General features: G+C 72.0%; 10 protein-coding genes. 3 read left to right on the top strand and 7 right to left on the bottom strand.

Features of this window, described 5'->3' with window-relative positions; genetic code table 11:
• The first annotated feature begins 38 nt into the window (after positions 1-38).
• On the top strand, positions 39-971 hold the full coding sequence (locus tag BLR33_RS17200) for a class II fructose-bisphosphate aldolase (protein ID WP_093785365.1): 933 nt from the start codon (positions 39-41) through the stop codon (positions 969-971).
• 221 nt (positions 972-1,192) lie between these two features.
• Positions 1,193-1,396: a MarR family transcriptional regulator gene (locus BLR33_RS17195; protein ID WP_093785558.1), complete on the top strand. Its 204-nt coding sequence runs from the start codon at positions 1,193-1,195 to the stop codon at positions 1,394-1,396.
• A 70-nt stretch (positions 1,397-1,466) separates the two neighbouring features.
• Here BLR33_RS17195 and BLR33_RS17190 read toward each other — a convergent pair whose 3' ends face one another.
• From BLR33_RS17190 to BLR33_RS17160, 7 genes are all read right to left on the bottom strand, one after another.
• Positions 1,467-2,336 carry a DedA family protein gene (locus BLR33_RS17190; RefSeq protein WP_093785364.1) on the bottom strand — a complete coding sequence of 290 codons (870 nt, stop codon included), beginning with the start codon at positions 2,334-2,336 and terminating at the stop codon, positions 1,467-1,469.
• A 180-nt stretch (positions 2,337-2,516) separates the two neighbouring features.
• Entirely contained in the window at positions 2,517-3,263 is a 747-nt protein-coding gene (locus BLR33_RS17185) for an SDR family NAD(P)-dependent oxidoreductase (RefSeq protein ID WP_093785363.1), read from the bottom strand.
• A gap of 454 nt (positions 3,264-3,717) precedes the next feature.
• A complete protein-coding gene (locus BLR33_RS17180; RefSeq protein ID WP_093785362.1) occupies positions 3,718-5,007 on the bottom strand; it encodes a citrate synthase in 1,290 nt (429 codons plus the stop codon).
• Positions 5,008-5,131: 124 nt separating this feature from the next.
• Positions 5,132-7,354 carry an SF1B family DNA helicase RecD2 gene (recD2, locus tag BLR33_RS17175; protein ID WP_093785361.1) on the bottom strand — a complete coding sequence of 741 codons (2,223 nt, stop codon included), beginning with the start codon at positions 7,352-7,354 and terminating at the stop codon, positions 5,132-5,134.
• Between the two features lie 294 nt (positions 7,355-7,648).
• Positions 7,649-8,509, bottom strand: a complete 861-nt coding sequence (locus tag BLR33_RS17170) for a sugar phosphate isomerase/epimerase family protein (protein WP_093785360.1) — start codon at positions 8,507-8,509, stop codon at positions 7,649-7,651.
• Positions 8,506-9,660 carry a dihydrodipicolinate synthase family protein gene (locus BLR33_RS17165; RefSeq protein WP_093785359.1) on the bottom strand — a complete coding sequence of 385 codons (1,155 nt, stop codon included), beginning with the start codon at positions 9,658-9,660 and terminating at the stop codon, positions 8,506-8,508. The genes BLR33_RS17170 and BLR33_RS17165 overlap by 4 nt, the downstream gene beginning before the upstream one ends.
• Positions 9,657-10,808, bottom strand: coding sequence for a Gfo/Idh/MocA family protein (locus BLR33_RS17160; RefSeq protein WP_093785358.1), 1,152 nt, complete (start codon positions 10,806-10,808; stop codon positions 9,657-9,659). The genes BLR33_RS17165 and BLR33_RS17160 overlap by 4 nt, the downstream gene beginning before the upstream one ends.
• Positions 10,809-11,127: 319 nt before the next feature.
• Between BLR33_RS17160 and BLR33_RS17155 the strand changes: the two genes are divergently transcribed.
• A complete protein-coding gene (locus BLR33_RS17155; RefSeq protein WP_093785357.1) occupies positions 11,128-12,210 on the top strand; it encodes a LacI family DNA-binding transcriptional regulator in 1,083 nt (360 codons plus the stop codon).
• Position 12,211: the final 1 nt, after the last annotated feature.

The following is a 12,211-nucleotide window of genomic DNA, read 5'->3' as shown; positions in this document are numbered from 1 at the left end:
GGCAGCAGGTAAGCGCGACCCGATCCCAGGAAGCCGGTATGACCGCCACCACCGCCGCCTCGCTCGTCCGCGCCGCCCATGCGACCGGCCGGGCGGTGGCCGCCTTCAACGTCATCACCCTCGAACACGCCGAAGCCGTCACCGCCGCCGCCGAGCGCACGGGCCTGCCGGTCATCCTGCAGATCAGCGAGAACGCCGTCCGCTTCCACGAGGGGCGCCTGGACGGCGTACTGGCGGGCACCGCGGCCGTCGCGGCCGCCTCCGACGTCCCCGTCGCGCTCCACTTGGACCACGTGGCGGACGAGGCCCTGCTGCGGACGGGGGTCGCCGCGGGGGTGACGTCCGTGATGTTCGACGCCTCCGCCCTGCCGTACGAGGAGAACGTGCGGGCCACCGCCCAGGTGACGGCGTGGGCGCACAGCCGGGGCGTGTGGGTGGAGGCGGAACTCGGCGAGGTCGGCGGCAAGGACGGCGCCCATGCGCCGGGGGTGCGCACCGATCCGGCCGAGGCCGCCGCCTTCGTCGAAGCCACCGGCGTGGACTCCCTCGCCGTCGCTGTGGGCAGCTCGCACGCCATGACCGAGCGCACCGCCCGCCTCGACCACGCGCTCATCGCCCGCCTGAGCGCCGCCGTCGGCGTACCCCTGGTGCTGCACGGCTCCTCCGGCGTGCCCGACACCGAACTGCGTCAAGCAGTCGCCGCCGGCATGGCGAAGATCAACATCGGCACGGCGCTGAACATCGCCTTCACCACCGCGGTCCGCGAGCACCTCGCCGCGGATGCCGCCGTGGTGGACCCCCGCCGCTACCTGCGCCAGGCGCGCGCCGCCATGGAGGCCACCGCCGCGCACCTGCTCCGCGTCGTCGCCGAAGCACAGGAGCCCACCGCCGGGACGGGCACAGAGGCCGACGCCCAGGAACGCGGCCAAGGCGCCCAGCCGTCCGGCACCAAGGAGGCGGCCACCGGCTGAGCACCATGGCGTCCGGGCAGGTCCGCCGCAATGGCGGCGGGCGGCCCCCGCGTCCTTGGCGGCGACTGCCGCTCGTACACATGTCCTGCGAACCGTCCCCGTTTGTCACCGTTACGCGGGTTCCGTGTCACAGAAGATCGACAAGCCCATGCGGTGGTCGCACCGGGCGGGGTCGCCGGACGAAGGTGCTGAGCGACATCCCCGTCATATGGAGGTGCATCATGAGTGACCGGACTCTGTGGTCGTACGCCGACATCGCCGCCCATATCCGCGTGCAGGTCGACACCGTGCGCTCCTACCGGAAACACGGACACCTGCCCGACCCGGACGTCGTCCAGGGCGGCCGCCCTCTGTGGTACGCGGACACCATCCGCGCGTGGAGCGCCCGGCGGCCGGGAAACCGTGGACGGATTGCGCCGGACTGACCGGGGACGCGAAACGCCGCCGGGGACGCCCATGGCGTCCTGTCCGGCGGCGCAGCGAAGCGGCCGCGGCCTAACCGCCGCGGCCGCCGCCCAGAGGACAGGGTCTGTGCTTGGAGCCCTCGTCGGGTGAGGAGAGCTGCGAGGGCAGGATCTCCTTCTTGATCTCCTTCACGTCGGCCCGCGCGCCGACCGGCGGTCCGCTGCTCAAGGGATCAGCACTCATCGGTCCGCCCAGGGGGCCGGGCCCGCCGGGCGTGATCGCGGAGCCGCCGCCCGCGAGTGAGGCCGCGACCACGGGCGAGGGATGCGCCGCCTCGCCGTGCCGCCGGTCACGGCTGCGGGATATCCACTGCGCCAGCGTGCCGATTCCGGCCACGACCAGGGAGATGCCGAGGCCGAGGGACAGCGCGTAGAAGGAGTTCGAGGCGGCGCGACCGCTCAGATAGCCGGCGCCCACCGAGTACGACGCCCAGACCGCCTCCGCGATCCCCGCCCCGACGACGTAGCGCCTGGCCGGGTAGCGCACGACGCCCGCCGCCAGGCCGCCGATCACCCGGCCGCTGGGCAGGAACCGCACCCCTATGACGAAGGGCACGCCGTGGCGCTGGATGCGCAGGGCCGCCCAGTGCAGCAGCGCCGCCTGGCGCGGCCGGCGGCGCATGCGGCCCAGCACCCTGGTGCTCAGAGCGCCGCCCGTGCGGTGCACCACCATGTCGCCCACGACAGCGCTGCCGGCGACCACAAGGAGGACCAGGGCGAGGTTCAGGTGACCCTGGGCAGCCATGACGCCGCCGGTCACGAGCAGCACGGCGTTGGGCACCAGTGGTGGGGCCGTCGTCGCTGCCAGCAGCGCGTAGGCCCAGATGACGTGCCCACCCCGCAGGTACTCGGCGAGTCCGGAGGTGAAGTCCAGTGACGACACATTCAGTGCAACGTCCATTCCACCGCCCCTCTTCCCACCCACTCCCCTGCAATCAACGCTGACAGCGATGAACGCGGGTCGGCAAGCAGGTTTCGACACTCAGCCGATCTCCTCCAGGGATCGGCAAGGATTTCATCCTTGAGTTGCAGGCTTCCTACTCCTGTGGGAGTAGGAAGCCGACGTTCCCACCGACAGGTGTCAGCGGCCGAGCAGTTCGCCTCCATTGCACTGGAGGATCTCGCCGGTGATGAAACCGGCCTCCGGGGAGGCGAGGAAGAGCACGGCGGCGGCCACGTCGGCCGGCCGGCCCACCCGGCCCACCAGCGTCCGTCCGGCCCGCCGGGTCAGCTCGGCGTCGTTGAGCCGCGAGCCGAAGAACTCCGTTCCGGCCACTGTGCCCGGCGCCACGATGTTGCAGGTGACGCCCTGGGGGCCGAGCTGCGCCGCCAGGGAGTGGTTCCAGGCGTGCAGGGCGGCCTTGGAGGCCCCGTAGGAGCCGCCGCCGCGCAGGGCGGCGACCGAGGTCACGGTGACGACGCGGCTGCCGTCGCGGAAGCGGTCCCGCAGCGATTCGGTGAGCAGCACTGCGGTGAGGACGTTGCGCTCGAAATCGCCCCGCCAGCGGGCCAGCAGGCCGTGCGGCCCGGCGCCCACGGCCAGCTCCCGGCTGCCCGCGCTGTTGACCAGGACGTCGACCCGGTCGGGCATCTGCGGGAGCGCTCCCTCGACGTCGTCGGGGTCGGCCAGGTCGCACACCACGGGGGTGACGTCCAGACCGCGCTTCTCGGCCAGCTCGCCGGCCGCCGCGTGCAGCACCTCGCGGCGCCGCCCGACGATGGTCACATGGTCGCCGTCCTCCGCGAACCGGGTCGAGATGGCCAGGCCGATACCCGTGCCGCCGCCGGTCACCACGATGTTCCGGACCGCTGTCCCGTTCTCTGCCATGTGCTCCGCCCCTCCAGGAGAGACAGCACGCTACGGGATCGCCGTCCCCCGGCCGCGAGCGGGGTAGCCTGCGAAAACACCTTCCCCCGAGAGACACAGATCACATAGCTTGGAACGTAACCATTGCGGTGTTTCACGTGTCTTATGTCTTGAACACCGGCCCCCGGCGGAGCCGGTGCAGGGGGTTGAGGTACGGTCCGTCTAGGGGGATGGACCGAGTTGCGTCGCCGGGGCGACGCCGGGGAGCTTGAGCGGCCCTCCCGGCCTGCCGTCCCGGCCCGGCGCAGCCGCCAAGGACGCCCGGTGCAGACCCGTGGGGGGATCTGTTCCGGGAAACGGGAGCGCCCCGTGCCGGACCCGTGGGGGGATTCGTCGCGGGGCGCTTCTCTGTGCCGGTGACTGCCGGGGCTGCCGGCCCCTGCCGGTGTGGCAGGTGCCGTTCCGATGCGAGCGGTCAGCGGGCCTCGACCGGAACGTAGTCGCGGGTGACCACGCCGGTGTAGATCTGCCGCGGCCGGCCGATGCGGCCGCCCGGCTCCTTGATCATCTCGTGCCACTGGGCGATCCAGCCGGGCAGCCGGCCCAGCGCGAACAGCACGGTGAACATGCTGGTCGGGAAGCCCATTGCCCGGTAGATCAGGCCGGTGTAGAAGTCGACGTTCGGGTAGAGCTTGCGCGAGACGAAGTAGTCGTCGCTGAGCGCGTGCTCCTCGAGCTTCAGCGCGATGTCGAGCAGTTCGTCGGACTTGCCGAGCGCCGAGAGGACGTCGTGCGCCGCGGCCTTGATGATCTTCGCCCGGGGGTCGAAGTTCTTGTAGACGCGGTGCCCGAAGCCCATGAGCTTGACGCCGTCCTCCTTGTTCTTCACCCGGCGGATGAAGGAGTCGACGTCGCCGCCCTCGGCCTGGATGCGCTGCAGCATCTCCAGCACCGACTGGTTCGCGCCACCGTGCAGCGGCCCCCACAGGGCGCTGATGCCCGCCGAGATCGAGGCGAACAGGTTGGCCTGCGAGGAGCCGACGAGCCGGACCGTGGAGGTCGAGCAGTTCTGCTCGTGGTCGGCGTGCAGGATGAGCAACTTGTCCAGCGCGCTGACCACGACGGGGTCGAGCTGGTACTCCTCCGCGGGGACCGAGAAGGTCATCCGCAGGAAGTTCTCCACGTAGCCGAGGTCGTTGCGCGGGTAGACCACCGGCTGGCCGACGGACTTCTTGTACGCGTAGGCGGCGATCGTCGGCAGCTTGGCGATCAGCCGGATGGTGGACAGGTCGCGCTGCTTGGGGTCGAACGGGTTGTGGCTGTCCTGGTAGAACGTCGACAACGCGCTCACCACGGAGGAGAGCATCGCCATCGGGTGCGCGTCACGCGGGAAGCCGTCGTAGAACCGTTTGACGTCCTCGTGCAGCAGGGTGTGCTGGGTGATCTGGCCCTGGAACTCCGACAGCTCGTCGACGGTCGGCAGCTCGCCGTTGATGAGCAGGTACGCGGTCTCCAGGAAGCTGCCGCGCTCGGCGATCTGCTCGATCGGGTAGCCGCGGTAGCGGAGGATGCCCTCCTCACCGTCGAGGAAGGTGATCGCGGACTTGTAGGCCGCGGTGTTGCCGTATCCGCTGTCCAGGGTGACCAGGCCGGTGTCGGCACGCAGCTTGCCGATGTCGAAGCCCTTGTCGCCGACGGTGCTGTCCACAACGGGGTAGCTGTACTCGCTGTCCCCGTACCGCAGTACTACAGAGTTGTCGCTCACGTCATTCCCTCACCGACGGTTCTGCCTCTTCTTCGAGGTGCCCTGACTACGTCCACTGTCCCCCATTTGGCACTGGGGTGTGCACTCGGGGTCGGCCATCGGGCCGAAAAGTGGCACGGAGTGCCTATTTTGCGCCCAGAACAAGCCGATGGTCGAGAGCCGTGAAACGGCGGCCCGCCGAGACCGTGCGGACCGCCTGGCCGATCGCCCGCCGCGAACCGACCAGGACGACCAGCCGTTTCGCCCTGGTGACGGCCGTGTAAAGCAGGTTCCGCTGGAGCATCATCCAAGCGCTCATGGTGACGGGGATCACTACCGCCGGGTACTCGCTGCCCTGCGAGCGGTGGATGGTCACCGCGTAGGCATGTGCGAGTTCGTCCAGCTCGTCGAAGTCGTAGGCGATGTCCTCGTCCTCGTCGGTACGGACGGTCAGCCGCTGCTCCACCGCGTCCAGGTGGGTGACGACGCCGACGGTGCCGTTGAAGACACCGTTGGCCCCCTTGTCGTAGTTGTTCCTGATCTGCGTCACCTTGTCGCCCACCCGGAAGGTACGGCCGCCGAACCTGCGTTCCGGCAGGTCGGGGCGGGCGGGGGTGACAGCCTGCTGGAGCAGCCCGTTGAGCGCGCCGGCGCCCGCCGGCCCCCGGTGCATGGGGGTGAGCACCTGGACGTCCCGGCGCGGGTCGAGGCCGAACTTGGCCGGAATGCGCCGCGCCACCACGTCCACCGTCAGCCGCGCCGCCTCCTCGGCGTCCTCCTCGGCGAAGAGGAAGAAGTCGGGCAGGCCCTGGGTGAGTGGCGGCGTCCCGGAGTTGATCCGGTGGGCGTTGGTCACCACGCCGGACTGCTGGGCCTGGCGGAAGATCCGGGTCAGCCGCACCGCGGGCACCGGGCCGGCGGGCGCCAGAAGGTCGCGCAGCACCTCTCCGGCCCCCACGCTGGGCAGCTGGTCCACGTCCCCCACGAAGAGCAGGTGGGCGCCCGGCGGCACCGCTTTGACGAGCTTGTTCGCCAGCAGCAGGTCCAGCATCGACGCCTCGTCGACGACCACCAGGTCGGCGTCCAGGGGGCGGTCGCGGTCGTAGGCGGCGTCCCCGCCGGGCTTGAGCTCCAGGAGGCGGTGCACGGTGGAGGCCGGGGCGCCGGTCAGCTCCGCCAGCCGCTTGGCCGCGCGGCCGGTCGGTGCGGCGAGCACGACCTTGGCCTTCTTCGCGGTGGCCAGGGCGACCACCGAGCGCACGGTGAACGACTTCCCGCAGCCGGGCCCGCCGGTCAGGACTGCCACCTTCCGGGTGAGCGCCAGCCGCACCGCTTCCTGCTGCTCGGGCGCGAGGTCCGCGCCGGTCCGCGTGGCGAGCCAGGCGAGCGCCTTGTCCCAGTCGACGTCCGCGAAGGCGGGCATCCGGTCCTCGGAGCCGCGCAGCAGCCTGAGCACCTGGGCGGCCAGGGAGATCTCGGCCCGGTGGAAGGGCACCAGGTACACCGCCGTCACCTGCTCGCCGCTTCCGTCCGGCGCGGGCACGCGCTCGCGCACCACGCCCTCCTCGTCGGCGAGTTCGCCCAGACACTCGATCACCAGGCCGGTGTCCACCTGGAGAAGCTTGACCGCGTCCGCGATGAGGCGCTCCTCGGGCAGGAAGCAGTTCCCGGCATCGGTCGCCTGGGACAGGGCGTACTGGAGACCGGCCTTGACACGCTCCGGGCTGTCATGTGGTATCCCGACGGCCTGCGCCAGCCGGTCGGCGGTCAGGAAGCCGATGCCCCACACCTCGGCCGCGAGCCGGTACGGCTGGTTCTTGACCACGGAGATCGAGGCGTCGCCGTAGTTCTTGTAGATGCGCACGGCGATGGAGGTGGACACGCCCACGCCCTGGAGGAAGACCATCACCTCCTTGATCGCCTTCTGCTCCTCCCAGGCGGCGGCGATCAGCTTCGTGCGCTTGGGGCCCAGGCCCGGCACCTCCACCAGCCGCGTCGGCTCGGTCTCGATGACCTCCAGGGTGGCGGTGCCGAAGTGGTCCACGATCCGCTCGGCGATCCGCGGGCCGATGCCCTTGATCAGTCCGGAGCCCAGGTAGCGGCGGATGCCCTGGATGGTGGCGGGCAGCACCGTGGTGTAGTTCTCCACCGTGAACTGCTTGCCGTACTGCGGGTGGGACCCCCAGCGGCCGTGCATCCGCAGGGACTCGCCGACCTGGGCGCCGAGCAGCGCGCCCACCACGGTCAGCAGGTCGCCCGAGCCGCGCCCGGTGTCCACGCGGGCGACGGTGTAGCCGTTGTCCTCGTTGGCGTAGGTGATCCGCTCCAGCACGCCCTCCAGGACGGCCGTGTGCGGCGCCTCCCCCATCTGCGGCCTCCCTGCGGGCAACGGCGGTGATCCGCCTCCGAAGGTACCGGCCGCATCCGACACCGGGCCCGCCGCGGCCCACTCCCCGGGCAAAGGTCTTCCGGGCAGGCGCACATACGAGTGGGGTCCGGCCGGAGCCGGACCCCACTCGTTCCCCCCACTACCCCCGAAGCCCCCCTCGGGCGTACCTACCGCCAGGCTCCGTGAACCCCTCCTCGGAGCCTTGATGACATGTACGACCGACGGCCCGGTGAAAGGGTTGTACGCGCTGCACGGAATTTCTCAAGATTTTTTTCAGAGCACGTGCCGCCGGTAGCGGTCGGCGATCTCGGCGAGCACCTCGCGGCCGTCCCTGGCCCACAGGGCGGGGTTGAAGATCTCCACCTCGACCGGTCCCAAGTAGCCCGCAGCGTCCACCTGCTCGCGGAATCCCCGCAGATCCACGCAGCCGTCGCCGAGCTGGCCGCGGCCCAGCAGCACGCCCTCGGGCAGTGGCGTGACCCAGTCGGCGAGCTGGAAGCAGACGATCCGGCCGCCCCGTCCGGCCCGGGCGATCCCGTCGGGCACCCGGTCGTCCCACCACAGGTGGTAGCTGTCCACCACCACGCCGACCTGCTCGGCGGGGAAACCCTCGGCGATGTCCAGTGCCTGCCCCAGGGTGGAGACCACGCACCGGTCGGCGGCGAACATCGGGTGCAGCGGCTCGATCGCCAGCCGCACCCCGCTCCCAGCCGCATAGGCGGCCAGCTCCCCCACCGCGTCGGCGACCCGCAACCGGGCGCCGGCGATGTCGCGGTCGCCGTCCGGCAGCCCGCCGGAGACCAGAACGAGCGCGTCCGTGCCCAGGGTTGCGGCCTCGTCCACTGCGGCGCGGTTGTCATCCATGGCTGCGGCCCTGGCGGCGGGGTCAGCCGCGGTGAAGAAGCCGCCCCGGCACAGGGAGGTGACGGTGAGTCCGCTGTCGCGCATCAGCCGGGCCGCGCGCTCGACGCCGTACTCCTGGACGGGCGCGCGCCACAGGCCCACGTTCGTCACGCCCAGGGAGCGGCAGCCCTCGGCGAGTTCGGGCAGCGACCACTGCTTGAGCGTCTCCTGGTTGATGCTCAGGCGGGCCAGGTCCCGCGCGGCCTCCTGGCGGCCGCCTGTGGCGCTCACGCGGCCACCCCGTAGACGGAAAGCAGCCGGCGCATGCGGGCCTCGGCGAGTGCCGGGTCAGGGAACAGGCCGATCCGGTCGGCCAGTTCGTACGCCGTGGCCAGGTGCGGCAGGGAACGGGCCGACTGCAGGCCGCCGACCATGGTGAAGTGCTCCTGGTGCCCGGCCAGCCAGGCGAGCAGGACCACACCCGTCTTGTAGAAGCGGGTGGGCGCCTCGAAGAGGTGCCGGGAGAGGGCCACCGTGGGGTCCAGGACGCGGCGGAAGCCCGCGACGTCCCCCGCGTCCAGGGCGCTGACCGCGGCCGCCGCCATGGGCGCGAGGGGGTCGAAGATGCCGAGCAGCGCGTCGCTGCACCCCTGGGCGTCGCCCGCAATGAGTTCGGGGTAGTGGAAATCGTCGCCCGTGTAGCAGCGCACTCCTTCGGGCAGGCGGCGGCGCAGCGCGACCTCCCGATCGGCGTCCAGGAGCGAGATCTTCACCCCGTCCACCTTGTCCGGATGGGCGGCGACGACGTCGAGGAACGTGTCCGTGGCCGCGTCGAGGTCGTCGCTGCCCCAGTAGCCGGACAGCGCGGGGTCGAACATCGGACCCAGCCAGTGCAGGATCACCGGCCGCTCGGCCTGCCGCAGCAGGCGGCCGTAGACCTCCAGGTAGTCCTCCGGGCCCTTGGCGACGGCCGCCAGGGCGCGCGACGCCATGAGGATCACCTGGGCCCCCTCGGCCTCCACCAGGGCGGCCTGCTCCTCGTAGGCGGCGGACACCTCCGCCAGGGTGGCGGCGGGGGCGGCGAGCTGGTCCGTGCCGACGCCGCAGGCGATCCGGCCGCCGGCGGACCGGGCCTCGGCGCAGGACCGGCGGATCAGCTCGGCGGCGCTTGCCCAGTCCAGGCCCATGCCGCGCTGCGCGGTGTCCATGGCCTCGGCGACACCGAGCCCGTGAGCCCACAGGTGACGGCGGAAGGCGAGGGTGGCCTCCCAGTCGACTGCCGCGGGCCCCTCGGCGGAGGTGCGGTGGGGATCGGCCACCACGTGCGCGGCCGAGAAGACGACGCGGCTGCGCAGCGGGAGGTCCGCCACATGGGCGACCGATTCCGTCCTGGGCGCATAGGGGTGCGAACCGCCGGAGGCGTCGGGCAGCAGGATGGTCACAGGGACAGCTCCGGCACTTCGAGGCGGCGGCCCTGCGCGGAGGACTTCAGGCCCAACTCGGCGAGCTGCACGCCCCGGGCACCGGCCAGCAGGTCCCACCGCCACGGCTCGTCCAGGGCGACATGGCGCAGGAACAACTCCCACTGCGCCTTGAAGCCGTTGTCGAAGTCCCCGTTGTCCGGCACCTCCTGCCACTGGTCCCGGAAGCGCTCGGTTGCGGGCAGGTCGGGGTTCCACACGGGCTTGGGGGTCGCCGAGCGGTGCTGCGCCCGGCACTTGCGCAGCCCGGCGACAGCCGACCCCTGTGTGCCGTCCACCTGGAACTCCACGAGTTCGTCGCGGTCGACGCGCACGGCCCAAGAGGAGTTGATCTGCGCCACGATCCCGCCCTCGAGCTCGAAGATGCCGTAGGCGGCGTCGTCCGCGGTGGCGTCGTAGGGCTTGCCCTGCTCATCCCAGCGCTGCGGGATGTGGGTGGCGGTGAGCGCCTGCACGGTGCGGACCGGGCCGAACAGCTCGTGCATCACGTACTCCCAGTGCGGGAACATGTCGGCCGCGATGCCACCGCCGTCCTCGGACCGGTAGTTCCAGGAGGGGCGCTGGGCGCTTTGCCAGTCCCCTTCGAAGACCCAGTAGCCGAACTCGCCCCGCACGGACAGGATGCGGCCGAAGAAACCGCCCTCGACCAGGCGGCGCAGCTTCAGCAGGCCGGGCAGGAAGAGCTTGTCCTGCACCACCCCGTGCTTGACGCCGGCCGCGGTGGCCAGACGGGCGAGCTCGAGTGCTCCCACGGTCGTGGTGCCGGTGGGCTTCTCGCAGTAGATGTGCTTGCCCGCGGCGATCGCCTGCCTGACGGCTTCCTCCCGTGCGGAGGTCACCTGGGCGTCGAAGTAGATCTCGACGGAGGGGTCGGCGAGGACGGCGGCCAGGTCGGTGCTCCACTGCTCGATGCCGTGCCGCTCGGCGATGGCCCGCAGCGCGTGCTCGCGCCGCCCGACCAGCACCGGCTCCGGCCACAGGGTGGTCCCGTCGCCGAGGTCGAGCCCGCCCTGCTCGCGCAGGGCGAGCAGGGAGCGGACGAGGTGCTGCCGGTATCCCATGCGTCCGGTGACGCCGTTCATGGCGATCCGCACGGTCCTTCGTGTCATCGGGGCAGTCATCTCCTGGGCGTTGCGGCGACGGGGTCGTAACGACCGGGCGCCGGGCGATGATCTTTAGCAAGCGCTTTCTGCGGGATCACGCTAGCCTGCGGGCGGACGGGACGACAAGGGCGCACAAGGAGGCGGGAGAAAGCGCTTGCCGCCCGCTTGCCGCATTCGCCCACGCCCTTCCGGCCGCGGTCCCGTCGGGTACGGCGCTCGGCCTGGCCCCGCGGGCGACCCGGGAGTGAGAGCATGTGCCGCGGCGCGGCCGCCGGGGCCGTCCGCCGGGGCGGCACCAGCCCCCGCACGAGGAGGACCGGGACAGATGGCAGTGACGCTGGCCGACGTGGCGGCACGCGCGGGGGTGTCGTCGGCGACCGTCTCCCGTGTGCTCAACGGCAACTACCCCGTGGCGGGCAGCACCAGGGAGCGGGTCCAACGCGCCGTGGAGGAGCTCGACTACGTCGTCAACGGCCAGGCGCGCGCGCTCGCGGCCGCCACCTCCGACCTGGTCGGCGTCCTGGTCAACGATGTCGCCGACCCGTTCTTCGGACTCATCGCCAGCGCCCTGCAGAGCGAGATAGGCGTGGGCGGCGGGCAGCCGGACGCGGGCAAGCTCGCGGTGGTCTGCAACACCGGCGGCTCGCCCGAGGCCGAGCTGACCTACCTGACGCTGCTCGAACGGCAGCGCGCGGCGGGGGTCGTGCTCACCGGCGGCGCGGTGGAGGACGACGCGCACACCGCGGCCGTCGCCACCCGGCTCGCCCGCCTGGCGCGCTCGGGCACGCGGATCGTGCTGTGCGGGCGGCCGCCGCTGCCGGCGGGCTCCGGACCGGAGGCGGCCACGATCGCCTTCGACAACAGGGGCGGGGCGCGGCGGCTGACCGAGCACCTGATCTCACTGGGGCACCGCAGGATCGGCTACGTCACCGGCCCCCAGGGGCGCAGCACCACGCGGCACCGCCTCGAAGGCCACCGTGCGGCGCTGGCCGCGCGCGGTCTCGGGCCGCAGACCCGGGCGGGGGCACACGCGGAACAGCTGATCGTGCACGGCGGCTACGACCGCGGGGCCGGCTACGACGCCACGCTGGAGCTGCTGCGCCGGGACGACGGCATCACGGCGATCGCGGCCGCCAACGACACGGTGGCGCTGGGCGTGTGCGCCGCGCTGCGCGACAGCGGGCTGCGCATCCCCGAGGACGTGTCGGTCGCGGGCTTCGACGACCTCCCGTTTGGCGTGGACGCCTCCCCCGCCCTCACCACGGTCCGCATCCCGCTGCAGGACGCCGGGGCCCGGGCCGGGCGGCTGGTCCTGGGCCGGGTGGCGCCGCCACCCGGCGGGGTCGCCACGGTGGCCACGGAACTCATGGTCCGGGGTTCGACGGCGCCGCCCGGCGGGTCCCGCTGAG

The organism is Actinacidiphila guanduensis (genome assembly GCF_900103985.1).
Lineage (GTDB): Bacteria > Actinomycetota > Actinomycetes > Streptomycetales > Streptomycetaceae > Actinacidiphila > Actinacidiphila guanduensis.
This window is presented reverse-complemented; position numbering and strand designations above follow the sequence as displayed.

Excerpts from the sequence above, each read along its gene's own strand:
- BLR33_RS17200 (WP_093785365.1), top strand. The coding sequence starts at position 39 with ATGACCGCCACCACCGCCGCCTCGCTCGTCCGCGCCGCCCATGCGACC.
- BLR33_RS17195 (WP_093785558.1), top strand. The coding sequence starts at position 1,193 with ATGAGTGACCGGACTCTGTGGTCGTACGCCGACATCGCCGCCCATATC.
- BLR33_RS17190 (WP_093785364.1), bottom strand. The coding sequence starts at position 2,336 with ATGGACGTTGCACTGAATGTGTCGTCACTGGACTTCACCTCCGGACTC.
- BLR33_RS17185 (WP_093785363.1), bottom strand. The coding sequence starts at position 3,263 with ATGGCAGAGAACGGGACAGCGGTCCGGAACATCGTGGTGACCGGCGGC.
- recD2 (WP_093785361.1), bottom strand. The coding sequence starts at position 7,354 with ATGGGGGAGGCGCCGCACACGGCCGTCCTGGAGGGCGTGCTGGAGCGG.
- BLR33_RS17160 (WP_093785358.1), bottom strand. The coding sequence starts at position 10,808 with ATGACACGAAGGACCGTGCGGATCGCCATGAACGGCGTCACCGGACGC.
- BLR33_RS17155 (WP_093785357.1), top strand. The coding sequence starts at position 11,128 with ATGGCAGTGACGCTGGCCGACGTGGCGGCACGCGCGGGGGTGTCGTCG.